The organism is Varibaculum cambriense DSM 15806, assembly GCF_000420065.1.
Lineage (GTDB): Bacteria > Actinomycetota > Actinomycetes > Actinomycetales > Actinomycetaceae > Varibaculum > Varibaculum cambriense.
Window position 1 is genome coordinate 24,079 of sequence record NZ_ATUF01000004.1, and the last position, 26,029, is coordinate 50,107.

The 26,029-nt window shown below is 53.1% G+C and carries 23 protein-coding genes; 11 read left to right on the forward strand and 12 right to left on the reverse strand.

Annotation, left to right across the window (positions count from 1 at the left end; translation table 11 throughout):
- Positions 1-4: 4 nt before the first annotated feature.
- The gene (metX, locus tag F605_RS10300) at positions 5-1,192 is read right to left on the reverse strand and encodes a homoserine O-acetyltransferase MetX (protein WP_022865114.1); all 1,188 of its coding nucleotides are present in this window, start codon (positions 1,190-1,192) and stop codon (positions 5-7) included.
- A 42-nt stretch (positions 1,193-1,234) separates the two neighbouring features.
- Complete coding sequence (locus tag F605_RS0106660) at positions 1,235-2,527, reverse strand: O-acetylhomoserine aminocarboxypropyltransferase/cysteine synthase family protein (protein ID WP_022865115.1); 1,293 nt, start codon at positions 2,525-2,527, stop codon at positions 1,235-1,237.
- Between the two features lie 356 nt (positions 2,528-2,883).
- Between F605_RS0106660 and F605_RS0106665 the strand changes: the two genes are divergently transcribed.
- Complete coding sequence (locus F605_RS0106665; RefSeq protein ID WP_022865116.1) at positions 2,884-4,113, forward strand: hypothetical protein; 1,230 nt, start codon at positions 2,884-2,886, stop codon at positions 4,111-4,113.
- Positions 4,114-4,206: 93 nt separating this feature from the next.
- On the opposite strand, the gene F605_RS10305 is transcribed toward F605_RS0106665, so the two are convergent.
- Entirely contained in the window at positions 4,207-5,484 is a 1,278-nt protein-coding gene (locus tag F605_RS10305; protein ID WP_081639164.1) for a YihY/virulence factor BrkB family protein, read from the reverse strand.
- A gap of 136 nt (positions 5,485-5,620) precedes the next feature.
- Here F605_RS10305 and F605_RS11065 point away from each other — a divergent pair, with 136 nt between their 5' ends.
- From F605_RS11065 to F605_RS0106685, 3 genes are read left to right on the forward strand one after another with little or no spacing between them, the layout of a single operon-like run.
- Positions 5,621-6,412: a DeoR/GlpR family DNA-binding transcription regulator gene (locus tag F605_RS11065; protein WP_022865118.1), complete on the forward strand. Its 792-nt coding sequence runs from the start codon at positions 5,621-5,623 to the stop codon at positions 6,410-6,412.
- A gap of 28 nt (positions 6,413-6,440) precedes the next feature.
- Positions 6,441-7,538, forward strand: a complete 1,098-nt coding sequence (locus tag F605_RS10315) for a mannose-1-phosphate guanylyltransferase (protein ID WP_022865119.1) — start codon at positions 6,441-6,443, stop codon at positions 7,536-7,538.
- Complete coding sequence (locus F605_RS0106685) at positions 7,535-8,746, forward strand: BMP family lipoprotein (protein WP_022865120.1); 1,212 nt, start codon at positions 7,535-7,537, stop codon at positions 8,744-8,746. Before F605_RS10315 ends, F605_RS0106685 begins: the two co-directional genes overlap by 4 nt.
- Positions 8,747-8,819: 73 nt before the next feature.
- Here F605_RS0106685 and F605_RS0106690 read toward each other — a convergent pair whose 3' ends face one another.
- From F605_RS0106690 to F605_RS0106715, 6 genes are all read right to left on the reverse strand, one after another.
- The gene (locus tag F605_RS0106690; RefSeq protein ID WP_022865121.1) at positions 8,820-9,014 is read right to left on the reverse strand and encodes a DUF3117 domain-containing protein; all 195 of its coding nucleotides are present in this window, start codon (positions 9,012-9,014) and stop codon (positions 8,820-8,822) included.
- A 152-nt stretch (positions 9,015-9,166) separates the two neighbouring features.
- Complete coding sequence (locus F605_RS0106695; protein WP_060920002.1) at positions 9,167-9,862, reverse strand: LOG family protein; 696 nt, start codon at positions 9,860-9,862, stop codon at positions 9,167-9,169.
- A gap of 198 nt (positions 9,863-10,060) precedes the next feature.
- Positions 10,061-10,702: an O-methyltransferase gene (locus tag F605_RS0106700; RefSeq protein ID WP_022865123.1), complete on the reverse strand. Its 642-nt coding sequence runs from the start codon at positions 10,700-10,702 to the stop codon at positions 10,061-10,063.
- 60 nt (positions 10,703-10,762) lie between these two features.
- Positions 10,763-11,884, reverse strand: coding sequence for an Mrp/NBP35 family ATP-binding protein (locus F605_RS0106705; RefSeq protein WP_022865124.1), 1,122 nt, complete (start codon positions 11,882-11,884; stop codon positions 10,763-10,765).
- Between the two features lie 154 nt (positions 11,885-12,038).
- Positions 12,039-12,548 (reverse strand): DUF1003 domain-containing protein, encoded by a 510-nt coding sequence (locus tag F605_RS10320; protein WP_022865125.1) that lies wholly within the window; start codon positions 12,546-12,548, stop codon positions 12,039-12,041.
- The gene (locus F605_RS0106715) at positions 12,532-13,845 is read right to left on the reverse strand and encodes a magnesium transporter MgtE N-terminal domain-containing protein (protein ID WP_022865126.1); all 1,314 of its coding nucleotides are present in this window, start codon (positions 13,843-13,845) and stop codon (positions 12,532-12,534) included. Before F605_RS0106715 ends, F605_RS10320 begins: the two co-directional genes overlap by 17 nt.
- Before the next feature lie 184 nt (positions 13,846-14,029).
- Here F605_RS0106715 and F605_RS0106720 point away from each other — a divergent pair, with 184 nt between their 5' ends.
- On the forward strand, positions 14,030-14,803 hold the full coding sequence (locus tag F605_RS0106720) for a general stress protein (RefSeq protein ID WP_022865127.1): 774 nt from the start codon (positions 14,030-14,032) through the stop codon (positions 14,801-14,803).
- 113 nt (positions 14,804-14,916) lie between these two features.
- Positions 14,917-16,842: a translational GTPase TypA gene (gene typA, locus F605_RS0106725; RefSeq protein ID WP_022865128.1), complete on the forward strand. Its 1,926-nt coding sequence runs from the start codon at positions 14,917-14,919 to the stop codon at positions 16,840-16,842.
- A 25-nt stretch (positions 16,843-16,867) separates the two neighbouring features.
- Here the strand turns inward: typA and F605_RS0106730 are convergent, their stop codons facing one another.
- Positions 16,868-17,092: a hypothetical protein gene (locus F605_RS0106730; RefSeq protein WP_244865191.1), complete on the reverse strand. Its 225-nt coding sequence runs from the start codon at positions 17,090-17,092 to the stop codon at positions 16,868-16,870.
- Between the two features lie 46 nt (positions 17,093-17,138).
- Here F605_RS0106730 and fdxA point away from each other — a divergent pair, with 46 nt between their 5' ends.
- From fdxA to F605_RS0106755, 5 genes are all read left to right on the forward strand, one after another.
- Complete coding sequence (gene fdxA, locus F605_RS0106735; RefSeq protein WP_022865130.1) at positions 17,139-17,465, forward strand: ferredoxin; 327 nt, start codon at positions 17,139-17,141, stop codon at positions 17,463-17,465.
- 82 nt (positions 17,466-17,547) lie between these two features.
- Positions 17,548-18,714, forward strand: coding sequence for a succinyldiaminopimelate transaminase (dapC, locus tag F605_RS0106740; protein ID WP_022865131.1), 1,167 nt, complete (start codon positions 17,548-17,550; stop codon positions 18,712-18,714).
- A gap of 104 nt (positions 18,715-18,818) precedes the next feature.
- Positions 18,819-20,159: a citrate synthase gene (locus tag F605_RS10325; RefSeq protein ID WP_022865132.1), complete on the forward strand. Its 1,341-nt coding sequence runs from the start codon at positions 18,819-18,821 to the stop codon at positions 20,157-20,159.
- 111 nt (positions 20,160-20,270) lie between these two features.
- Positions 20,271-20,939: a vitamin K epoxide reductase family protein gene (locus tag F605_RS11070; protein WP_022865133.1), complete on the forward strand. Its 669-nt coding sequence runs from the start codon at positions 20,271-20,273 to the stop codon at positions 20,937-20,939.
- 30 nt (positions 20,940-20,969) lie between these two features.
- A complete protein-coding gene (locus F605_RS0106755) occupies positions 20,970-21,650 on the forward strand; it encodes a metal-dependent transcriptional regulator (RefSeq protein WP_022865134.1) in 681 nt (226 codons plus the stop codon).
- Between the two features lie 31 nt (positions 21,651-21,681).
- Here F605_RS0106755 and F605_RS0106760 read toward each other — a convergent pair whose 3' ends face one another.
- Complete coding sequence (locus F605_RS0106760; protein WP_022865135.1) at positions 21,682-24,756, reverse strand: AAA family ATPase; 3,075 nt, start codon at positions 24,754-24,756, stop codon at positions 21,682-21,684.
- Complete coding sequence (locus F605_RS0106765; protein ID WP_022865136.1) at positions 24,757-26,004, reverse strand: exonuclease SbcCD subunit D; 1,248 nt, start codon at positions 26,002-26,004, stop codon at positions 24,757-24,759.
- Positions 26,005-26,029: the final 25 nt, after the last annotated feature.

Sequence of the window (26,029 nt, forward strand, 5' to 3'; positions counted from 1 at the left end):
GTGACTATAAGCCAGCAACGAAATCCGCCAAGATTTTTTCTACCTGCCGAGTTTCCACTAAGAATCCGTCATGGCCGGAGGAGGAAGTAACTTGCTGGTACTGGGCGCCGGGAATTTGGCGGGCCAGTTCTGCGCATTCGCTTACCGGGAATAAGCGGTCAGAATCTACTCCAATCACCAGGGTGAGTGCGGAGATAGATCCGGCGACGCGGCGGGTACCGCCGCGCCCGCGCCCGATATCGTGAGTGATCATCGCGCGAGTTAGCGTCCGATATGATCCGGGATCGAAACGCTGCGTCAGTTTCTTCCCGTGATAATCCAGGTAGGACTCCACCGCATAGCGTCCCCCTGCCAGGGGATTTTCACCGCCTTGAGGGTCATGCCCAAACCGGGTGTTTAACTCGCCGGCGGTGCGATAGGTGGCATGCGCGATTTGCCGCGCCAACGCCATTCCGGGATTACCCGCTTCTTTATCGCCCGATAAGTAGTAGTCGCCACCATCAAAGCTGGTATCTAACTCTTGGGCACACACCTGCATATGTGCCCAACCGGTCTGGTCAGCGCTGGTCGCTGCTGCGGTAGCGACCAGCGCTAAAGCGCGTACCCGCTGCGGATAGAGGCACGCCCACTCCAGGGCGCGAAAGCCCCCTGCTGAAGGCCCCACTACTAAAGCCCAAGACAGTATTCCTAGCTGCCTGCGCAATTTATTTTCCGCGCGCACCTGGTCACGGGTAGTGATTTCCGGAAACCGTGAACCCCAAGGCAGGCCATCGGGTGCCGGCCAGGCCGGGCCGGTAGAGCCTTGGCATCCGCCTAGACAATTGGGTGCCACCACAAAGTAACGATCCGTATCAATCGGTTTGCCCGGGCCAACTACTCGCTCCCACCAACCGGCAGTGGGGTGTGCGGGGCTTTGTAAGCCCATCACATGAGAATCCCCGGTTAAGGCGTGTTCAATCAAGATTGCATTAGAGGCATCCGCATTGAGTTTCCCCCAAGTTTCATACGCCAGGTAGCCGCCTGGCAGGGAGCCTCCATTTTCTAAAGGCAGTTCCCCGAGGGAAACAAACTGGCGGTTACCGGGATCATCCCCTGGTAGCCAAGTGGGATTATTTGCCCAGTTAGTGCCGGGATATTGCAGGCGGGGGTTAACACTAACGCCTTGCGCTTTATCTTTTACTGTCGTTGGCATTTTGGTTCTTCCTTCGAGTTTTATCTGCTGCAGGTACGAAGGTTACTTGCTGATCGCCGCAAACCCGGCCTCTAGATCAGCGATAATGTCTGTCACGTCCTCAAGGCCGACTGAAACCCGGATAGTGGATTGGCTGATACCCGCCGCCGCTAACTCTTGTTCATTTGCCTGCGAATGAGTGGTAGAGGCCGGATGGATAACCTGGGAACGCAAATCTCCCAGGTTCGCTACGTTAGTTAGCAGCTTCAAAGCATCTACGAAAGCTTCTCCCGCTGCGCGGTCACCCTTGAGATCAAAAGCCAAAACCGCGCCCGCACCGCCGGGAGCATATTTTTGCTGCAAATCATGGGTGGGAGACGACTGCAGCCCCGAATAGTTCACCGCTGTTACCTGCGGATGTGCTTCTAAGAACTCCGCTACTTTTTGGGCGTTCTCTACGTGGCGTTGCACCCGCAGCGAGAGGGTTTCAATCCCGATATTTACTAAGAAGGAGTTAAAGGGGCTGGCTGCAAAGCCAAAGTCACGTAGCCCCTGCACCCGGGCTTTCACGATGAATGCGCTTTCCCCTAGGTCTTTGTATACCAGGCCGTGATAGGAAGGATCCGGTTGGTTGAACTGGGGGAAACGCTGCGGCTCGGCGCCCCAATCGAAAGTGCCGCCATCAACAATCACTCCTTGGATAGAGTTGCCATGTCCGCACAGATATTTCGAGGCCGAATGCACCACAATATCGGCTCCCCACTCTAGCGGGCGGGTCAAATAGGGGGTGGCCACCGTGTTATCGACGATAAAAGGCACTCCGACCCGGTGTGCTGCCTGGGCGACGGCCTCAATATCTAGAAAATCATTTTTCGGGTTGGGAATAGTTTCCCCAAAGAACGCGATAGTGCGCTCATCGGCGGCGGCCTCCCACTGCGATGTATCGGTAGGGTCGGCAACAAAAGTAGTGGTGATGCCATAACGCGGCAGATTATTGGCCAGGAACGCGATGGTGCCGCCATATAGAGAAGGCGAAGCCACGATATTGTCTCCGGCCTCGGCAATCGTCAAGGTAGTCAGCGCAATCGCAGCGGCTCCCGAAGAAGTTGAAAGCGCCCCCACTCCGCCCTCTAGGGAGTTAACCCGCTCCTCGAAAACCTCGTTAGTGGGGTTATTTAGGCGAGTGTAGATAGGACCGGGTTCTTTTAAGGCGAAACGATCCGCGCCCTGTTTCGCGTCCTTAAAAACGTAACCATTGGTTTGATAAAGGGGAGGCACCGGGGATCCGGTTTCTTTATCGGGACGGTATCCGGCGTGAATCTGGCGAGTGTTGAAGCCCCAGTTTTGCTTAGTCATTTTCTTTTATCCTTTTCAAAGTAGATTTGGGTTTTATAAACGTTTGCCAATAGTCCACTTCGGATAAAGAAAAAGCCCGGCAAGGCAGTCCAAAGGGACTTTCTTTGCACGGGCAAACGCGTCGCCGCCTAGGGGCGGACTGAGAAGAGCTGACCGTGCGGGTCAGCTGAACATTCGACGTGTCATGCCCCTAAGATAACCCGGTTTTCCCCGCCAATAGCAAGCCAGTCTTAAAAGTTGAGAACTAAGTCACTGTTTTGGTGGGGGAAAAATTTTCGATTCTGTGTCCTGTAACGGCTGAAAAAGCGGCCCTCACGAGTTAATCTGGAGGAAAGAGGAACCGTAAAGGAGAAATCATGAGCAATGACAGCTTGCCCAGTGTAGATACCAATGCTGACCCGGTAGTGACCTGGAATGTTCAAGAGGGCGCGATGGTGGCTGCCAAGCTCGACCCGAGGGCGGTCTGCCAGTTCTTCCGGGAACAAAATATCGTTGCCGAGGCAGACTGGTTTCCCGATACCCCGCACTTGCTGGGGGTAAATGTGCTCCGTAACCAAGCCGACGGTCTCGCTTCTCTAGACGCGGCCGGAGAACCCTTGCGGGTAGGGGCAGCGCTCCCGGAAGTAGTAAACAAACTGGCAGAAGATTTCGAGGCCGATGTCTTAATCGGGGAATATCAAGCCAATAAGCTACCTGCCGATAAGCCGATGCCTTCGCGCTCTTCTGATCGCAGCCAACCGGTGCGGGTAGTGGAAATTTCGCGGATGCCGGTTTCTTCAGTACCATTTTGCGCGGCAGCAGAAGGGAAAACCCTCGGGTGCGTAACCCTTCCGGAAGGCCGGATTGCGCTGTGCTATGAAACCATCCGCGCAGATATTGTTGAAGGTTCTTTAATCTCCCGGATTCCCGCCGTGGGACTCTATGTTTCTGACCATGACCAGCGGATAGTGGCAGTTACCTCCGATGAAGTTGCCGACCCGGAAAAACTGGCGATTCACTCCTGGTTGCTGCAAACCGAGGTGGTACCAGGGGCGGTCGAAAATCCGGATCCGGCGTTGGAAGAACAGGTGCGTGATTATCTTGGGCACTCCTCCTCGCCAAATCGGATTGCTGAAACTGTCGGTTGTGACGCTGAGCAATTAGCAGAGACCTTTAAGATTACCGGTCAAGACGGAATGGTGCGGGCAATTGAAGTTATGGGGCTCCCAGCCGAAGCCGCCGCTTTCCTCTATGGACGGCTTGAACTAGAAGACGTGCCCGGAATTGAAATCTTCCACGAGCCCGGTTGGGCAGCAGCCATGGGACATAGCGTAGATATGCGGATTTTGCATTCAGATGAGGACGCGAAGACTCCCTTCGGAATCTTACGGAAACTAGAAATAGAACACCCCACTTTGATGAAAGTGGTAAATGCGGCGCAAATGACAGTGGGCATCGGTTTAGTCGGGGCTGGTCTAGTCGGTCTGGCAGGTAAGAAACGTTTCTCAAAGCTATCTCTGCTCGGCGGCTTAATGCTAGGTATTGATGGGGGATTGCGTTCTTCGGTGGTTCTCCACATGAATAGTCGGATAGTGGGCGACCTGTAGCCTTACCCTTCTGTTTGCTAGCTCAGCAGCTGCACAACTTATTTCGGGTTCTTACGCCCGGGGGATGATACCCCGCGCGTTAAAAGTTAGCTCCTAGCGAGGATCCCGGCGCCCATCTTTTAAGGAGCGCAGAAAAGCAATCCGTTTTTCATGCCGCGCGATCATTTGGTCAATGAGGGTGGCAACCTGGCCTCGCCACGGTTTCCCGCTTTGGGTCACCAGGCGCGAGCGCCATAGCGGTGCTTTCCCCAGAGCAAAATGGTCAGGTAAAGAAGTGTCGTCGGAAACATCCAGATCCACGGCGCCACTGAGACGATGATGTGCCCAATCCAAAGTTAGCGGCTCCGACAAGGACACATAGTTGGGGCGTTCAGTAGCATGTACGTCTTTGGCTTCGTTAACTGTGAGAGCCTTAGGGGGATTGGCGATAAAAGCGCAAGAAATCAGCATCACCCGAGACAGCAAGTTGATCCACAGCAGTAGCGTGGCAATGGCGGCAAAAGAAGCTAGCAGCGGGTTATCAACTGCGCCCACAACCGAAGTTCCCAGGGATCTAATCAGAGAAGCTACTATCCCAAATATTGCTAGTCCCCACCGCAGATCAGCTTTTGGCGCCCTCACTAGTGCCACGAAACGAAGCAATATCCATAAGATTAACCCGTCGATAGCGGCGCTAATCAGAAAAGAACCAATCCGAATCATTGCCGAAGCGAAGGCGGATTCCAATCCCAGTGCCGAAAATATTTGATTGCCAATAACCGTATGTACCAAGGTAAGAATCCCGGTCGCACCTACTCCGAAAGAAATCGCCACAAACCCCAGGAGGTCGCGGAATTTTTCACTTGCCGCTCCCGAAGGAACCTGATCAATTCCGAACATGGCGCGGATGGAAGACTTCATAGCGCGCATTACCGAAGTCGCGGAAAATATTAGTACCACCACCGCCACGATTCCGGTTATCGAAAAGGAAGTAGAAATTACTAGATCTGAAGGATTCAGGATTCCGGAAGATCCCTTCCATTCCAATACTCCGGGAAGAGAAGCTGCCAGCGAAGAAAATACCGCATCTTGCAGCTTAGGACTGCGCCCCAGCAATCCTAAGAGCACCGTAACCCCGATAGTGAGGGCGGCGGTGAGTGAAAAGATTGCCGAATATGCGATCCCTCCGGCCAGTAAGGCGCCCCGACCGTTACTGTAACGCATCAGCGAACGTATAATCCGCAGGCGTTGCAGCCAGGAAACTAATAGCTTGGCTTTAGCGACTAATCCGGATGCAGCTTTCACCTCAATAAAACTGGGTGAAAACTGGTCTGGGTGGCGCTCGCGAACAGAAAGCTGCGGGGAGTTACGTCTACTTCTCATACTCTTCATACTCTCAATCTAACGGTTTTCGCTGGCATCAGTCGCATTCAGTGAAACGAACAAAACCGCGCGAGAAAAAAGACAAATAGCAACAAAATAGGGTAACCTAAAGAAAATGCTTTACGGCAGCTAAATGGAGATACACATGTTAGCGCACCAGCGACACGATGAGATTTTACGGCAAGTTAATGAAAGTGGATCAGTGCGGGTAACTGATCTGGTTAAGCAGCTGGGAGTCTCGGAAATGACCGTGCGCCGTGACATTAGAGTACTGGCTGCTCGGGGGTTGTTAGAGCGGGTTCACGGGGGTGCAGTTAAGCTCGAGGGCGCCAGGGAAGCGCAACGGCCAGCGCTGGAGACCTCTAGTGGAGAACAAAGAGCTTTAGCCCAAGCCGCTCTAGCTACCATCCGCCCCGGATCTTCAGTTTTTATTGGCGCCGGTAGCTGCGGTGAGCATCTGGCAAACTTAATCACCGAAAGTGAGTTTTTTTCATCCCTCACGGTGATAACTAACTTTATGCCGGTGGCTAAGCTTCTTGATCAGGCGCAACAACGCCAGCGAGACCAAGGAATCGCCCCGGCTCAGGTAATCATCTTCGGGGGGCAACCGGAAAGGTACGAAAACCTAGGGCCGCTCACTTTAGGCGATGCCCATAACTTCCATTTACATTCGGTATTTATCGAAGCGGAAAGTCTAGCTGCAGAAACTGGATTAAGCTGCGAGAATATTAATAGAGCGGCTTTACATAGAGTGCTAATCCGCAATAGTGATTTCGCAACCGTGATGGTACCCAACCGTGCCTGGCAGCAGACAACCCTAAATGTGGTGTGTCCTCTTAGTAAGCTTTCGCGAGTAATCGCCGGTGGTGAACCCCCCAAAGAAATAGCTGACGCCATGAAACAGTCACAAATAATGGTGGAAGTGTGTGAGCTCTAAACCAGGCCGAACCCGATAGGTTTTATTGATGAATCTACATGTAATTGTGCCAGCCGGGGGGCCGGGAAGTCGTCTCTGGCCCCTCTCGCGAGCAGGTAAACCTAAGTTTCTACTGGATTTACTGGGGGAGGGACGCACCCTCTTGCAAGCTACCGTTGACCGACTTGCCCCCTTGACGGCATCGCTAACGGTAGTAACCGGCACTAGCCATGCCGCCGCCGTAGCCTCGCAAAATCTAGCTGAGCGGCTGGAGGCAGAGGCCCAAAGCCAATATCAGATCCTGGAAGAACCCAGTCGGAAAAACTCGCTGGGGGCGATTACCTGGGCAGCAGCTCGGTTGCAGCAAAAATATGGAGCGGTGATTGCGGGATCTTTTGCCGCCGATCATGCCATAAAAAATGTTCCCGTATTTCGCAGTGCCGTAGCTGCCGCGATTAAGGCGGCAGCGGATGGGAAAATCGTAACTATCGGGATTGCTCCTACCTATCCTTCCACTGCTTACGGTTATATCTGTGCCTCAGATAAGGTTTTAATCCCCGGAAGCGAGCAACCCCCGGTTTTGGAAGCTCAAAGTTTTAAGGAAAAGCCCAGTGAGCAGCAGGCCAGCAGTTACCTAGAAACCGGCGACTATTTTTGGAACGCCGGGATGTTTGTTTTCAATACCGAAGTGTTCTTGTCTCACCTTGCCACTTTACTTCCTAACTATTATGAAACCGTTCAGAAGATGGTGCGCCTTACCCCCGGAAGTGCAGAGTTTTTAGAACTCTGGGAATCCCTGCCTTCCTATCCCATAGACACCGCGATTGCAGAACCGGTAGCCAGCAAGGATGGGGTAGCGGTAGTAGCCGCCGAGAACTTTGGTTGGTCCGATGTGGGTGATTTTGCTTCCTTGCGCCAGGGCATTGCCGGTGATAACCCCGAAAACTCCATAGTGCGCGGCAGCGGCGAAACTGAGCTACTGGCCAGCCCGGGAGCTTTTATCGATCACCACGGGGAAGAAAAGCTGGTGGTGTTGGGAATCCCTAATGCGGTAGTGATTCGCCGCGCAGACGTAACCTTGGTGACTACCACGCAACATGCGCAACAGCTAGGTGAGGTAGCCGCAGAGCAAGGAGAGCTGCGGTGAAGCTTTGGCGGCGGCTAGGGATAGCGGTGGCAGTATCTTTGAGCCTATCTGCTTGCGCCGGAACCAACGTGGCACCAGCCGGTTACATAAATGCGGCAGATTTTCGTACCTGCCTCCTAACTTTAGGTAAGGGAGAAGCTGGCTCTATCAACGCCAATGCCGTTACCGCTTTAAATGACGGAAAAAAGCGTTTAGGGGTGGCCTCGCGCCGCACTAGTATCGATTCTGCAGCGAAGATAGAAAAAGCTATTGCTCGCGATATTTCTGCCAACTGTTCATTGATTATCGGGGTAGGAGATGCCTTTCTGGAGCCCCTAATGGAGCAGGCGAAATATCATCGGTCACGTCATTTTGCCCTGCTGCTTCCTCCGGGAACTACCGCGCAGGCTACTCGCGATAACCTAGCCATCATCACCTATGATCTGAGTCAACCCGCCTATGTAGCCGGTTTTATCGCGGCCGGTACTTCCGCCAGTGGCAAGGTAGCGGTAGTTGCCGGAGAGAAAAATCAGATTAATACCACCCTGATTTCCGCTTTTTCCCAAGGGGTAGCTCGCTACAACCTAGAACAGGGACAGGAATATCGGCAGTCCCTAAAAGTTAAGGTTATCCCAGGGACAGACCGGTTCTACCTGGGAGCAAAGGCTAATAATGCTAGGGTAAAAACCCAAACGAAGGCAGTAATAAAACAGGGTGCGGATGTAATATTTTTCGCCGAGGGCGCCCAAAACTCCGGTGGTTTAGAAGCCATTATTAAAGCGAATATGGATAAAGACAAGGCGGAGCAGGCTGCAGAAGAAGCTAGCAAACATGGTGCAAATCCGGTCGAGGTCGAAAAACCCAGCCCTACCCCCTCGGAAAGTTCTCCTACGCCTACTGTCAGCCCGGAAGAAATCGATTCCGTGGAAAGCATTACAGCAATTTGGTATCTAACTGACGGACATGAAACCCAGGATGATCTCCCCGGGGGGCGCCCGCCGGTCTTGACTTCAATTGTTCCTGACCTGTCTCAGGCAATGATTTCGCTGATTGAAGAGGCACGTAAAGACAGATTTGCGGCGAACTCTACCCAGATCGTCGGAACCTACCAGAATGGATGGGTAGGGTTAACTCCGTTTTATGAATATGGTTCTACCGTGCCTAATGGGGTAAAGAAAAACGCGCAGATTATTGAGGAAGAATTCCGTCAAGGAACCCTGAAACTGTAGGGAAAATTCGCGGCAATGGTAAAACTGGACAACTAGCGGTTACTAATTTGCGGTTACTGATTGTGAAGGCGAGCTAGACTTCATCAGGGTAGAGTTCGTGAATAGCTACCGCTAAATCAATGACTTCTTGCTTGCTCATCTCGATTACTAGGCGTCCGCCCCCTAAAGCTGGTAAACGTAGCACGACTTCCCGGCCGGCTTCGGTGCGGACTCCGTCCTCGGCGACTTCTAACGGACCATCTCCGGTTCGTGGTTTCATTGCTGCCATGCTAACCCCCAGAGAGCTATATTAAAACGGCTGAAACAGCGATTACCTAGCTAATTATAGCAGATGAAGACCTATACTCGCCTTGCGCGCTGGTGATCCCGATTAGAGACCCCAGGGAGATGGATAGTAAAGGCGAACTTTTAGTTGAAAAACTAGAGATCTTCGGGCGCTTTACCGATAATCTCTAGAGCTTCGGCAGGAGTATCAACCAATTGCACGGACGCCAATTCCTCCGCGGTAATCATTCCCAACCCGATCGCCTGGTCTTTTATCCAAGACAGCAGGCCGCTCCAATAGCTGCGTCCAACCAGCACGATGGGGAAAGACTGGATTTTACCAGTTTCCGCCAAGGTGACTGCTTCGAAAAGCTCATCTAAAGTACCGAAGCCACCCGGTAAAACCATAAAACCCTGCGCATATTTCACGAACATGGTTTTGCGAGCGAAAAAATATCGGAAATAAATCCCCAGTGAAACCCAATCATTGAAAACTTGCTCGTGCGGTAGCTCGATCCCCAGTCCTACCGCAATGCCTCCGGCTTCGGTACAGCCTTTGCAGGTGGCCTCCATTTGCCCGGGGCCGCCCCCGGTAATCACCGACCAGCCAGACTGCGCTAAGAGCTTGCCAGTTTCTTCTCCCAAAGCATATTCGGGGGCTTCCGGGGAGGTGCGGGCGGATCCGAAAACTGAGATGGCCGGTCCTAATTCCGCCAAGGCCCCGAATCCCTCGATAAACTCGCTTTGAATTCTCAGTACCCGCCAAGTGTCATTGTGGAGCCAGTCGGTATCCTTTTGGGGACTAAGTAAGCGCTGCTCCGAAGTCTCAGTAGGCATTAGGGCATTACTCATTTGGATAGGGCCGCGGCGGTAGACGCCATCATTTTTAAAACTTCTCACTCGCGCAGCATACCAGTAGGCAGTTGAAGCCTTAGTTAACAGCGCCGAAACATTGGGTAGCCCGCCGCAGCAGAAAGTAAAAAACTGCTAGTAGTGGCCGGAAAATCCCCAAGGAAAATTTTTCTGCCAGAGGGCAGAAACTTCGCCAGCTTACTCGGGCGGGCAATAAACCCCCACTGCTAAGCCATCACCACAGGTGAGCACATTAGCAATGAAACGTTCGTCGTTAAGTAATCCGGTAACCGCTTGCCGCATTTGGGTAGTTTCCATTTCCCGGCGCGCCGGGTCTCCCACCTGATCCATCCAGAGGGCATGCACGATCGCCACCATACCGCCGGGACGCAGAATCCGGGTGGCTTGTTCGATATAACTGGAAATCTCCCTGACGTCCCCGTCGATTACCACCAGGTCATAGGCGGCACCTGCCATGCGGGGGAGGACCTCTAGCGCATGCCCATTGATGAGCCGGGTACGATTCGACTTCTGGGTGGCAAGACGGAAAGCGGTGCGGGCTGCTTGCTGGAACTCTGATTCGGAATCAATGGTGGTAAGTACCCCGTTCTCAGACATTCCAGATAGCAGATATAAGCCCGAAACTCCTGCCCCGGTGCCAATCTCGAAAACAGCTTTCGCACCGCAGGCAGCCGATAGCATCCGCAAAGCAGCTCCGGTGGCAGGAGAAACCGGGGCAGCCCCCATTTCTACCGCGGCAGTTCGTGCCGCGGTAGTGATCTCGTCCTCAAGCACCTGAGACTCAGTCCAGTCCCAACTCAAAGCTTTATTGTTATTCATTACGACTTCCTCGCTAGCGGATCTACGCTTGCAACCAGTTTACGAAACCATTCCCTTAACTTACAGGGGTTTAACCCCGAGGTTACGTCCCGCCAACGAACGGGTACGTTTCGCCAGTGCCTTGGCCACCTGGTTGATGGCTTGGGAGGCCGGAGAATCAGGGTGCATAGCCACCACCGGGGTGCCCTGGTCTGATCCCTCCCGCAGCGCGATATCTAACGGGACGTTCGCCAAAACGGGCACTTCGTATCCCAGATGGGCGCTGAGGCGTCCGGCAACCATATCTCCGCCACCGGTGCCGAATAAATGCAGCTTACTGCCATCTTCTTGCGGCAGATAAGACATGTTTTCGATTACCCCGATAACTCGCTGTTCGGTTTGCTCGCCGATAACCCCGGCGCGCTCGGCTACTTCTGCCGCTGCCACCTGCGGGGTAGTTACTACCAGAATCTCGGAGCCGGGCAGCAACTGGGAAATCGAAATTGCCACGTCTCCAGTCCCGGGAGGTAGATCCAGCAGCAACACGTCTAGGTCGCCCCAGTAAACATCGGCTAAGAACTGTTGGAGGGCGCGGTGCAACATGGGGCCGCGCCAAACTACCGGTTGTCCTTCCGGGACAAACATGCCGATGGAAATAACTTTTACGCCCGCGGCTACCGGGGGAACAATCATGCCGTCGATCACGGTGGGTTCTTCTGCGACCCCCAACATCCGAGGAATGGAAAAACCATAAATATCGGCATCTAGCACGCCGACTTTGAGACCTTGGGAGGCCAGAGCCAGCGCCAAGTTGGCGGTCATTGAAGATTTACCGACCCCACCTTTACCGGAAGTAATCGCGTAGACCCGGGTCAGGGAATCAGGTTGGGCAAAGGGAATCACGTTTTGCGGCCCTGAAAGTTTTTCTTTCAGCGCGGCACGTTGCTCCTCATCCATGACGCCCATTTCTACGTTCACCGCACTTACCCCGGGAACTTTAGAAACCTCTTCTTGCACGTCCTTTTCAATTACTGACTGCAGGGGGCAACCGGCGATAGTCAAATCCACACCGACTTTGACAGCACCGTCCTCGCCAATAGAAATTTCACGCACCATATCCAGGTCGGTAATTGCCCGCCCTAGTTCCGGATCAATTACCCGACTTAGTGCCTGCCTAATCGCGTCTTCATTTAACTGACTCATGCCCTCCATCCTATAGGGTGCGCGCCAATACCTCACTTTTGTTAGCTAAGCTAATGGCGATACTGGGGCAGGCTCGATTTGAACAGGTTTTTTTGGAGTAGCTAAAACGGTTAAGAGGATGCTTGGTTGCCCGCTCCGGCGGTTAAAACGATGATTATTCCTCGGTTTCGCGGCGTTGCTTCTGGTCGTCCTCGTCCTTCAGCTCATCTAAGAGATCGCGAAGTTCGCCTCGCACAAAATCCCGGGTGGCCACTTCGGACATAGAAAGACGCAGAGAAGCAATCTCGCGGGTGAGATATTCGATTTCGGCATGGTTCTTTTCCGCACGGCGGCGGTCTTGCTCTGCAGAAACACGGTCACGGTCATCTTGTCGGTTTTGTGCCAACAAAATCAGCGGGGAAGCATAGGAGGCCTGTAGGGAGAGCATCAAAGTAAGGGCAGTAAATCCTAGGGAAGCGCTGTCAAAGCGCCAGGATTCCGGAGCCCAGGAGTTCCAAGCCAACCAAAGCACTACAAATACGGTCAGGTAGACCAAAAATTGGGGAGTTCCTTGGAAACGAGCAAAAGACTCGGAAACTTGCCCGACGCCCTCAGACTGTAAATTGATGCGCGGAAGTCGAAAACGACGTTTCCTTTCGCGGGGAGTGTCAAGCCTGTCCGCCATCTTCGATCCTTTCTCTTTCCATCGCTAAATCAGTTTCTTCTTCGTCCGCATCGCGCCAATCCTCCGGTAAGAGGTGATCGAGCACGTCATCGACGCTAACTGCGCCTAACAGGTGCCGATTCTCATCGACGACTGGAACTGCAGTCAGGTTATAGGTAGCCAGCAACCGGGTAACCGTGCCGATACCGGCAGTGGGATCCACTCCTTTAAGATCGTCATCCAGGATTTGCCCGAGGAGGGTTTGGGGAGGTTCGCGCAAGGCTTTTTGGATATGGACTGCCCCCAAAAACCGCCCGGTGGGCGTCTCGGTGGGGGGACGACATACGCATACCAGTGCAGCGAGAGCAGGGGGAATATCTTTGCGTCGCACGTGGGCTAGGAGGGTGGCAACATCGGCATCCGGGGGCAAAATCACGGGAGTGGTAGTCATTAAACCGCCGGCAGTGCGTTCCCCGTAGGCCATTAGCCGTCGCACGTCGGCTGCCTCTTCCGGTTCCATTTCTGCTAACAGAATTTGGGCTTGCTTTTCGGGTAGCTCATTTACCAAGTCGGTGGCATCGTCAGGCTGCATCACATCCAAAATATCGGCCGCTCGTGCCACATCCAGAGAGGTGAGGATGGCAACCCGATCTTCTTGACCTAGCTCTTCTAGCACGTCCGCAAGACGTTCATCTCCCAGCTGAGCAGCGACCTCTAAACGGCGTTCTTCGGGGAGATCTGCCAACACGTCTGCCACGTCCGCAGCTTTGGCGTCTTCCAGCTGGGCAAGCAGCGTCGTGGCCTCCTGGGGGAGCACTGATTTGCGTAGGTGGGAAACTTCTGAGGGGTCGATTAGCATAGTTTCTCCGCGGCTAAGCGCTAGCGCGGAAGTTACTCGCTGCACATAGAGTTTAGTGATATACCAGTCGCGGCGATCGTCCTGTTCCATGCACATATCCTGGATTTTGACGTCCCCAGAACCATCGCGCATCGCCAAGACCCGATCCATCAGTTCGCCCATCACCATGGTTTCCGCTACCCGCTGTTGGAACTGCCGAATATTGACCAGTCCCGTGGTAATTACCTGCCCGGGCTGGATAGCCACAATCCGGGTTACCGGAACGAACACCCTCCGATGTCCGGCCACCTCAACCACCAAACCCACCACCGTGGGCAGACCGGTAAAACGTAAAACAATAATTACGTCGGTTACCCGACCAATTTCATCTCCTACCGGGTCAAATACGCGCGTTCCTGCCAGTTTGCCAATGAAAACGCGCGAACCGACGGGTTTGATTGAGTGCTTGGCGTGCTCCATATCTCTAACTTTACTTGAAGATTCCAGCAGGCAAGACTTTAGCTAAAATGCAGCGATTCCTTCTGCCAAAACTGACCCCTTATTAGCAGGTAAAGGAGGCAGGCTAGATTCGCCGGCGGCAAAATCTAGGGGCTTACGGTGCAATAGTTTTGCAATGCGTCGATCCTGCGTAGACACTTAGGTTATGGCTTTTTCTCTAAATCGCACGGTAAGCGCACCTCCCCCGGGGCAGGATTTAGCGGTCTTTTCCTCTAAAGAGGACGTGGACGAAGCCATCAATTATTTGAACTCCAAAGATTTCCCGCTGCAGCAACTGTTAGTGCAAGAGCGCGGTCTTACTCGCTCCAATCAAGTAGTCGGGATTGTCACCTGGCCAAAAGCCCTAATTGCTGGGTTTTCTCGCGGCCTAATGATGGGGATTTTCTTCGCTTTGCTGTTTGTGATTTGGAAACCATCCTGGGCGGTTTTTGCGCCTCTAGTGATCGTAGCCTGCGCTGCAGTGACAGCGATCGAGCGCCTTGTTGCCTGGGCGATTCGTTCTTCAGATGCAGGGTACCCGGTTGCTTATGCTTCCTCCCTGACGGGGAAAGAACACGTCTTAATGACCGCAGCCGACTACTATACTGCCCGGCGTCTGCTCTTAGATGATTCCCGCTTCCAAGCGGCGGTAGTGGAACAAGATGCCCCGCCCAGTACTGATAGTGGGCCAACTGAGTTTGGTTCCCGCCCGGATGAGCGTCCTCGTTATGGGGTGCGCCTTAGTCCGCAGGCTCGTAAACAACTGCGGTCGCAACAGGCACAAGCGGCGGAAGCAACAGGCGCCGCTGACTCACCGATTTCTGAGCCTACAGCTCCGCAATCCCCAGAAACCGAAGGACAAGACTTAGCCGAGCAGCCTTCGGAGGGCGAAACCGGGCAGGCTGATCCCGAAAACAGTGAGCTAAACGACGCTCGTTAGCACTGGTAGCGGCCTCGGGGGTATATTTAAGAAAGTTCCGGCGCTGCGACCCTAATCCCCGCCGGTTTTTTCATGCCCGAGTGAACGCTCGGAACGGTAATAAGGAGGCGCGGATGAAGGTTCGCCAGGATTTGCGAAATGTGGCGATCGTTGCCCACGTAGACCACGGAAAAACTACCTTAGTAGACAAAATGCTTTGGGAATCGGGCGCCTTCGGTGACCATGCCAGCGTAGAGAAAACCGGCGAACGGGTAATGGATTCTGGCGATTTGGAGCGGGAAAAAGGGATCACCATCCTGGCGAAAAATACCGCGGTACATTATGCGGGTAAAGCTGCCCAAAATGTGGGAGTCAGCGAAGGAATCACTATTAACGTGATCGATACTCCCGGGCACGCTGATTTTGGTGGGGAAGTCGAACGCGCCCTGTCTATGGTGGATGGGGTAGTGCTGCTAGTAGATGCCGCCGAAGGGCCGCTGCCGCAAACCCGGTTTGTATTGCGCAAGGCGCTCGCTGCGCGCCTGCCGGTAATCGTGGTGATTAATAAAGTTGATCGCCCAGACTCCCGGATAGAAGAAGTAGAAGCCGAAACCGTTGACCTGCTCTTATCCTTGGCGCAAGACCTAGTGGACGAGGGTGAAGAAGTAGATTTGGATTCGCTGCTGGACGTTCCGGTGCTGTATTGCTCGGCAAAAGCCGGCTGCTGTTCCTGGGAAAAACCGCCTCGCGGGGAGCTACCTGGAAGCGACCTCCACGATCTATTTGATGCGATTATTAACCGGATTCCTGGTCCGGAATATGATCCCGATGCTCCCTTGGCCGCGCACGTCACCAACTTGGATTCTTCGCCTTTCCTCGGGCGTCTAGCTCTGCTGCGGATTCACAACGGTACTTTGCGGCATGGTGAACACGTGGGCTGGGCGCGTCATGACGGCTCGATAACCGATGTGAAATTAACTGAATTGCTAGCCACTTTCGGATTGGAACGTAAAAGTGTGGCGGAAGCCCACGCCGGAGATATCGTGGCAGTGGCCGGAATCCCCGAGATTACTATTGGGGAATCGCTAGTGGATCTAGAAGACCCCCGCCCTCTGCCCCTAATTAAAGTGGATGATCCCGCTATCTCCATGACTATCGGTACCAATACTTCTCCGCTGGCAGGCCGGGTTAAAGGACATAAACTCACGGCGCGACAAGTTAAAGATCGTCTGGATCGCGAACTCATCGGGAATGTGTCCTTGAAAGTGCTGCCTACCGAGCGTCCGGACGCCTGGGAGGTGCAAGGACGTGGGGAGTTAGCCTTGGCGATTTTGATTGAGCAGATGCGCCGGGAAGGATTCGAGCTCACCGCCGGTAAACCCCAGGTGGTAACCAAAGAGATTGACGGGAAAACCCATGAACCGATGGAGCAAATGACCATCGATGTCCCCGAAGATTACCTAGGTAAAGTCACCGAGTTAATGGCGGCGCGCAAGGGTAAATTGCAGACCATGTCGAATCACGGCACCGGCTGGGTGCGCCTGATTTTCCGGGTACCGGCGCGCGGTCTGATTTCTTTCCGTTCTAAGTTCCTAACCGAAACTCGCGGCTCGGGGATTGCCTCTTCTATTGCAGATGGTTATGCACCCTGGCAAGGTGCGATTACCCGGCGTCAAAGCGGATCTCTAGTGTCTGATCGCGCTGGAAAATCTACCCCCTACGCGATGATTCAGCTGCAAGAACGGGGAAGTTTCATTATTCAACCCGGCAGCGAGGTCTATGAGGGACAAGTAGTGGCGGAAAATCCGCGCGGGGAGGATATGGATGTCAATATTACCCGGGAAAAGAAGCAAACCAATATGCGTTCTTCTACTGCTGATGCCTTTGAAGGGTTAGTTCCTCCCCGGGTACTGACTTTGGAAGAATCTTTAGAGTTTGCCGCCGAGGACGAATGCGTGGAAGTTACCCCCGAAGAGATCCGGATTCGCAAAGTGGTATTAAGTGCGCAGGATCGTTTCAAAATTGCGTCTCGCCGCCGCCGTCAAGAACGCGGCGAATAGGTGATTTTTAAGGCATTCGGGGTGGCTAGATTTTCGGCGGAGGAGGAACCTGTTTCCCGGTAACCATTTTTTCTGCCGGAACTGTAACCGGGCCTTTGCGGGTCAAAATAGTGACGCTATCAGGGCTTACGGCTAATACTTCCCCCAGGGCGTCATAGAGCCCATCGGCTTCCCGGCGACGCAGCACCACCCTTTCACCCACTTTCCAAGACAGCCAAGGTAGCCGCGGCGGCGGTTTCTGATTGCCCACAAACTTCATAGTGAGATACTAGCAATATCAAGACCAAGGAGAATCTATGACTTACGTGATTGCGCAACCTTGCGTAGATGTTAAGGATCGAGCCTGCGTCGATGAATGCCCTGTAGATTGTATTTACGAGGGCAAACGCACGCTCTATATTCACCCAGAAGAATGCGTGGACTGCGGAGCCTGCGAACCGGTCTGCCCCACAGAAGCTATCTTCTACGAAGATGACCTACCTGAAGAATGGTCCGACTACTACCGCGCCAACACCGATTTCTTTGAGCTTAAAGGCTTGGGGTCTCCTGGCGGAGCCTCCAGTGTGGGCGCCACCGGCTACGACGATCCTATGATTGAGAAACTACCTGCCCGCGAGGAATAATCTTCAGGGTTTAGGGCGGGTTGCCGGTTTTTGTCTGTGGACGCGTCTGCTTTAGGTAAAGCGGCTGTCATAGGGTGAAAGCATGAAAAACAGTGATTTGCCGCGTTCGCTAGGACTACCAGTTTTTCCCTGGGATTTGCTGACCCCCTACCGGGAAACTGCGGCAGCTTACCCGGAGGGAGCCATAGATTTATCTATCGGTACCCCGATTGATGCTTGTCCCGATAGCGCGCAAGCAGCTCTCCAGGCGGGAGCGAATAGTCCTGGTTATCCTGCAGTTGCCGGCACTATCCAGCTGCGCCGTGCCATTGTCAGCTGGGCTCGTAGGCGCGGAATTACCTGCCTAAATGAGGACTCTTGTTTGCCGACGGTCGGATCGAAGGAACTGATCGCCTCGCTAGGTTGGCAATTGGGGATAGGTAGGGGAGATAAGGTCTTGTTCCCCGAAGTGGCTTATCCTACCTATGATATTTGCGCCCGGCTGGCTGGTGCCCAAGGGGTTGCGGTTTCCAATGATATTTCCACCTGGCCACGTGATGCCGCATTGGTGTGGCTAAACACTCCCGCGAATCCTACCGGGTGGGTCGCAAGTAAGGAATGGCTCCGGGAAGTCGTTTCTTGGGCACGGGAAGTTGGCGCCGTGGTAGCCAGCGATGAGTGCTATAGCGAATTGACGTATCGAGGAGAAGGGCCGGCGCCCTCGCTGCTGCAAGAGGACGTGTGCGGGGACGATCCCGATAATCTGCTCTTGGTATATTCGGTGTCGAAAGAATCAAATTTGGCCGGTTACCGGGCGGCTTTTGTGGCAGGGGATCAGGCTTTGATTTCAGCGCTGCTGGCGGTACGCAAGCACTGTGGACAGATAATGCCGGCTCCGGTACAGAGCGCGTTAACACACGTGCTCTCGGAGCGTTCCCAGGTTAAGACGCAGGTGCAGAGGTACGAGCGGCGACGCAGAATCTTGGCGGCTGCGCTGGAAAACGCGGGTTTTAAAGTTGCTGCGGAATGCGAGGCGGGGCTTTATCTGTGGGTTTTTGATCCCGCCGATAATGCTGATGAGGCTGCGCAGTCGGTGACGCCCGGCAGGGGAGCTGATTGGCGTTTGTTAGATCGTATGGCGCGCCTTGGGCTGATAGTAGCCCCGGAAAGTTTCTATAACTCTCGGCCGGGGTGCCATGTGCGAATCGCGCTCTGTGTTAGCGATCAAGAAATTGAAGAGGCCGCTAAACGTTTGGTGAAATTTGCCTAAAAATGGTAAAATCTTTAAGAAAACGTTGTATTTTTCAGGGTATTAAGTCCTATATGGTGAGAGTGGGAAGGCAATAAGTCTCTCTTTCAGGGAAGGTTGTTAAAATGGCTGAAAATCTAAATAACACCCCAAAATCCAATGAATTCGGCCGGCTACCGGGAGTATTAGAAGTCGATGGTAAAACCATTGAATTTCCACCCGTGCAAGCAACCTGCGGTGATCAAGGCATTGATGTTTCCCAGCTGCGTAATCAAACCGGATTGGTAGCGCTTGATCCCGGTTTTTCTACCACGGCGTCCTGCACCTCAAAAGTTACCTTTATTGATGGCGGGAAGGGGATCTTGCGTTACCGGGGCTATCCGATAGATCAGTTGGCGCATCACTCCAGTTTCTTAGAAGTTGCCTATTTGCTGATCCGGGGAGAGCTACCCACGCCCTCGCAACTAGATGACTTCGTACGCCAGGTAAAACGGCAGCGCCTCCTGCATGAAGATTTTCGGGCATTCTTTACCGCTTTCCCCTCCGATGGACACCCGATGGCGATTTTGCAGGGTGGTATCGCCGGGATGGCTACCTATTACGAAGAAACTTTCGCGGATGTACATGATCCGGAGCTACAAGATATTCAGGCTGTGCAGTTGCTGGCGAAAGTACCGACCATGATTTCCTATATCGCTAAGCGGGCTGCAGGTCTACCGCTGCTGTACCCCGATAATGAGCGTTCCTATGTAGAGGACTTTATTCGTTTAACCTTTGGATTGCCCTACCAGTCCTACGATATAGATCCCGCGATTATCCGGGCACTAGAGGTGCTCTTTATTTTGCATGCCGATCACGAGCAAAACTGTTCTACGTCTACGGTACGGTTGGTCGGTTCCTCCAATGCCAATATGTATGCCTCGGTTGCTGCCGGGGTGGGAGCATTGTCTGGCCCGCTGCATGGCGGGGCAAACGAGGCGGTATTGCGGATGCTGATCAATATTCGTGACAACCACCTTTCTATCCCAGAATTCGTGGAAAAAGTTAAGAACAAGGAAAAGGGTGTAAAGCTGATGGGCTTTGGCCACCGCGTCTATAAAAATTATGATCCGCGGGCGGCAATCGTGCGGGAACAGGCACATAAGGTTCTGGATCGGATGGGCAAAAACAATGACCTCTTTGATCTGGCTATGGAGCTGGAAGAAGTCGCCCTCTCAGATGATTACTTTATTGAACGCAAACTCTATCCCAACGTTGACTTCTATACCGGCCTGATTTATTCCGCAATGGGCTTCCCCACCAAGATGTTTACCCCGCTATTCGCACTCGGGAGGCTACCAGGTTGGATTTCTCAATATATTGAAATGCTGCATGATCCCATGACCCGTATCGGGCGTCCTCGCCAGGTATACCAGGGGGAGCCGCAGCGTGACTACGTGCCCTTGCGGATGCGGGAAGTAAAATAGCTTCCCTGATTAAAAGCCAGTAGGCGGGTGAGGTCGCGGGCGCGGCCTCACCCGTTTTACCCGTCATCGCTATGCTAGGTTAGGGACAGGATTTTTAGGGTAGGAGGATTAATGGCAGAGAACACTACATCGCTATCTGCAAACGAATTGGCGTTTAACTCCGATCCGCTGTCTCCGTCACCGGCGATGCGTTCCGGACAGCTTCCGCGACTAGCTAGCCTGGAACTTATTATATTTTCACTGGTAGGTTTAGTGGCTTCCTGGCAGTTGTGGCGCACCGAAGTTATTCACCGCTCCCAGCCAGACCGCGGACTAGGTTGTTCGATAAATAATGTGGTGGATTGTCGCGGAGCTATGGAGTCTGCGACCGGTCATCTGCTTTTCGGAATCCCTAATTCAATTTTCGGGATAATAGCGTTTGCAGTGCTCAATGTGGCGGGAATCTACCTGCTATGCGGGGGACGAGTGCCGAAATGGGGACTTTCGATTTTCGTTTTAGGAACCAGCGCTGGCCTGGGAGCGGTACTTTTCTTCCTGGCGACCTCGGTATTTCAGTTGCGTTCCCTATGTCCCTATTGCTTCTTAACCTGGGTGGCAACTATTTTCCTCGCCTGGCTGTCCTATGCGCTCTGGGTGCGGACAACGGCTAGCCCCACCCGCCCGCTTAACGGGGCACGCCGCCTTGTAGTGGGTTATTGGTGGTTGGGTGCTCTGCTGAGCGTGGCGATAGTTGTTACGGTACTATTCGCGGCGTTTGGTCTGCAGATTTTTCGTCTCTAACCTAAGGTGTAAACGATGGACAGGAAATCTATGGACGAGCAAACAGAGGACGAGGCGGTAACCTCGCGGGTAGTGCAGGACTATTTAAAGCGTCTGATAGGGGCTACCGAATGGGGAGGGAGCTCTCTGTCAGTATCGGGATTAGCACAAAGAATGGGGGTGGCGCCCTCTACCGCCTCGGAAAATGTGCGCCGTTTAGACAAGTTAGGGCTGATCAGCCACGTTCCCTACCGGGGGATTACCCTTACTGAAAAAGGTGAAAAAATAGCTTTAAAAATGGTGCGAAAGCATCGTATCCTCGAGACTTATCTACACCAGAAACTGGGATATCCCTGGGATCAAGTCCATGCGGAAGCAGAAGAACTAGAACATGCTGCCTCTGATAAGTTAATTGCGGCAATGGAGAGGGCGCTGGGCAACCCCCGGGTTGATCCCCACGGAGATCCTATTCCCACCAGTGATGGGCAGCTACCGCGAGTTTCCACGCTGCCACTAGTGCAGGCTCCCTTAAATACCCCGGCAACAGTAGCCCGCATTAAAGATAACCAGGCCGAATTGTTGCGTTTCTTAGAATCGGTAGGGATAGTTCCCGGTTGCCAGTTATTACTCTTAGAGAACATTCCGGAAGCTGGAATTATGCGTCTAAAGGTAGATGGACACGAAGTCACCTTGGGTAAACCGGCGGTAGCGGCAATTTGGGTAACTTCCTAAGCGGCCACGCAGTAAGGTATTCGCAAGCAAACTAGTTGCCGATAATTTTTAAGGTAGAGCCTTTATCTTTAGCGGCAATAACCTGAATTTGATCCGCAATTTCACCGCGTAAGGTATCTACGTGACTAATTAATCCCACGGTTCGCCCGGAGGTAGAAGTATTTTTTAGTGCCTCCATTACCAGTTCCCGTTTACTGGTATCCAAAGTGCCAAATCCTTCATCAATAAACATAGAAGAAATTTCGATTCCCCCAGCTTCCGCAGTTACTACTTCCGATAGACCCAGGGCTAAAGAGAGGGAACAGTAAAACAACTCTCCGCCCGATAACGCTGAAATCTCGCGTGCTTTATCGGAAGAGTTATCGGTGACTGCCAGGGATAATGCCTGGTTACGCCGACGGGAAGATTCGGAGTCGCTACGGGAAAGCTGATAGCGACCTCCCGAAATTTTTCCTAAATGCGGATTGGCGGCGTTTAAAACTTCCTCAAAACGATCCAAGAGTACCCAGGTGGCTAAGGGGGCGCGCACCGCGGATCCTTCCTCTCCTCTAGCTAGATTTGCGAGGGCGATTAAGGGGGCAGAATCTTTAATAGATTCCAAATATCGGGCGGCAGCGGTTTGCAAGTCACTTATTGCGCTCGCTACCGTTTTTAATTGCTCTGTAACTTTCGCTAGTTCTGCCTGCTTATTTTGGAAAATTTCTGCCTGGGCGGTGGCTTTTTCCGTTAGGGCTTCTAAATCTGGCAGTACAAAGTCGGGGTCTGTCAGCTTTTGAATCCGGTCAGTCTTCAGCTTTACCTGGTTGGCCTGAAATGACTGATCCCAGGCGTGTACGGCAGTTTTTAGTTCTTGGAATTTATCTGCTTCCAACAGGGCGGCTTGCGCCGCCAGAGCATCTGGGAAATGCGCTTGGAGTAAAGATTTTTCTAGATGTTCTTGCGCATGGGACAAATTGCTTAGAGCTTCCCGGGTGTTTCTGAGATTCTTTATCAGTGAAGCCAGTTTGTTTTGGTCTTCACTAAGGCTGCGTTGCCGCGTCAAAAGGTTGCTAGATTGCCCGGAAGCAGCAACCTCGGCGGTAATTTCCCGAATCTGTCCCAACGCGTTGGCGAGTTTATTCTTTTCGAGGTTCGCGGAATTAACTGAGGCTCGTACCAAATCCCGATACTGCTGAGCCTGTTTTTCTAGCTGCGCTAGCTGCTGGTGCACAGCCTTTAGCGCTTTCGCTTGCTCCTGCAGGTAGGCCACCCGGGTGTCAATCACCTGTGCGTTTCCGGGCCAGTTTTGCCGTAGCCACCGGATACCAACCCGCAAACGGTCGCGCTCTTTTCTTAGCTGTTGGTGTTTTTCTCTTAAAGTGGTCTCTGCGCTAGTGAACTGGTCTTTTAGCCTGGTTAGCTCGGTGAGGGAGCGCTCCTGATTCGCGTCGCCGTGGGCGGGATCCGGATGCGAGGAAGAGCCACAAACCGGGCAAGGGCGCCCCGCTTCCAAGCGAGAGGCTAAAAGAATCGCCGAATCCACAAAAAAATCGCGCTCGTATTGGGTAGCGGCTGCGCGCGCCCTTGCTACCTTTTTACTGAAAGCCGGAAGTTTACCCACCTCATTCTGAAAGCGTTTGAAATCCTGCAAAAAATGCTGGCGTTCCCCCTCGTACTGCCGTAACTGCAGCTGTTTTTGCCGGGCATCCTCAAAACCGAGTTGTTCTTTTTCTAGACGTAGCTGCCGGACTCTTAGCGTCTGCATTTGGGGTGCTAACAGCGTGAACTCTTTAGCCGCCTGGGCGGCAGCCTGGGAATGTTCTACATACCTTTTCCGAGCGTTTTTAGCCGTAGCTTCTAAAGACTCAAGTTTTTTCTGCCGCTCAATCAACGGTGCTAACACTCCCAGGTCTTTAGAATTCTTTTCGTGCTGTTTGGTTACCCTTTCTTCGAGCTCGCTTAGGGAAGTTTCCGAGGTCGGTAGCGGGCGAGTATCAAAAGGCGCGGGGGAAGTCTGCAACGCTGCTAGCAGTTGCGTCTGCGCGGTAGCTAAGTTTTCTTGATAGCGTTGCGTTTCCCTGATTTCGGCAGCGACTAGTCTTGCACGTTCGTGAAGTGCGATTTGTTTTCGATTGGTTTCCACGCCCTCCTGGCGTGCTTGGAGCTGTTTTTCTTCCGCTAATAGGCGGGTCAGTTCCTGGAAATCCTCCTGGAGAGTTTTTGCTGCTTCTTTCTTTTCCAAGGCGGCCTGGTACTGGGCGCCAGCGGTTTTTACCCGTTGACTATGGGTGCTTAGCCATTGTCGAGAGTGCACGGCTGGCAACAGGTAGTAAGGCTCCCAAGATTTGATTAAATCCTCATCTAAAACTGCGGGTAAAGCTCTAAGGGTGGCGTGCAAAGTTTCCAACTCGCTGCGGGAACTACCCACCGACTGCGCCAATTTGTTCCAGGTATCAACGAAAATCTCTAGCTTGTTAACAATAGTTGTCGAGCCTGCTTGGGCACTAGTTTGCGCTTGTCGGGCACGCTCCGTAAATTCTTTTTGCATCCGCTCAAAGATCTGGGTACCAAAAATTTGTTGCAAAATCTCTTGTCTCTCATCGGAAGATGCCCGTAGGAAACGCGAAAAAGCCCCCTGGGGTAAAATCACGGTCTGCAAAAACTGGGATTTAGTTAGCGGCAGGATTCGGGTAGCTAACTCCTCATTAACGGTTCGCGGTTGCGAGGCAATCGCGTCGCCTGGATCGGCGTCCTCCCTGCTTAGGCGCCACAGACTCGCCTGGGCTGGCTGCGAAGTAGTCCCCGATCCGCGTTGTTTAGGTCGCTCATATTTGGGGGTGCGCCAAATCCGGTACAGCTGTCCGCGAGCCTCAAAATCTAGCTGCACCCAACTGATTTGGTCGTCACCAGCGTAATCGGAGCGTAGCCGGCTTTTTGAGGAGTTAGATTCCAAGGCCACATCACTATAGAGGGCGAAAACAATGGCATCCAGAATGGTAGATTTTCCCGAACCAGTGGGGCCGTGAATCAAGAACAGCCCCGAGCCGGTACCCAGTTTGGTGAAATCAATAGTTTCTTTGCCGCCAAAAGAGCCCACGGCCTCGAAGCTAAGCTTTAAAATTCGCACTTAATTCTCCTCCCGCGCCTGCTCATAAATCTCTTCTACCAGTTCATTTTCGCTTTCGCTTAGCTCTTTTCCGCCGCGCACTTGCTTAAAGAAATCTTTGGCGAGCGCCGCGGGTCGATAGCGATTAGCTCGTAAGGAGCGGTGCTGCTCCTCTAAATTCGCCGGGGAAGTTTCATGCAAAATGGCCAAAGCTTTCGGGAAACGTCGTTTTAATTTGGTGACCAGATGCGCTGGTCGCTGCGGGTCAGTCACCGTGATTTCGAGCCAGTAGCGAGTGAACTCTTCATAACGGGAGCTAGTTAGCAGGTTTGCAAAAGAGTCTTTGATACGTCCTACTGGCCGGAACACCGGGGTGGGAACTAGCTGGGGATCTAAATCTTGGGCGGCCGTATCTAAGAGCACCACCGATTTTGGCGTGTGGCATTCCGAAAAAGAGAAAGTAATCGGTGATCCGCTGTAGCGCCCCGCAGACCGGACGGTATGCAGATTTTGCGGCACATGTAAATGTCCCAATGCCAAATAGTCGGGGGCCGGCATCTCTGAAATTGATTCGGGATCGGTTTCCCCATAGTTTTCAAAGACCTGCAGGGGAACCGATTGCACAGTCCCGACGGTGATGTCCCGTTCGCTGTCACTAGCCTCGCCACCTACGGCAAAAGCGTGGGCCATAACCATAGTGCGGTCAACGCGAGGAAGGCGGAGTTGCGCTTTGCCCACTCGGCGCATGGCCGCCGCTACTACTGCTTCGTGTGAACGCGGCAGGCGGGGAAGGGATTCTTCTCCGTCACCACCTGCTGCTTCTTCTTTTTCCGCAGGTAGATATCCATCATAAAGACTGGTGCGTACCATATCGGGGTTGAGATAGGGGATGCCCCAAACCCGCAGGGTTTCAGCGGCGGCATTGATTTCCACCGGGCGGGTAATATCGGCTAAAGCGGTACGCAAATATAGGTTGCCCCGTACATAGGGAGCTAAAAAGCCCAGTCTTTCCGCAGAATCATGGTTTCCGGGAGTTAAAATTACTGCGGTTAGTTCGGTCAGTTCCGCCAATGCCCCGGAAACAATCTCTAAAGATTCCAGGGAGGGAATCGCGCGATCAAAAATATCCCCAGATACCATCACGGCCTGCACGTGCTCCTCACGCACCAGCTGAGTGAGGAAAGAAAAAAATTGGCGATGCGCCGCAGCTAAATCTTCCCCATAAAGAGTGCGACCCACATGCCAATCGGAGGTGTGGACTAACTTCATACCATCGATTTTACTTATTTACCGG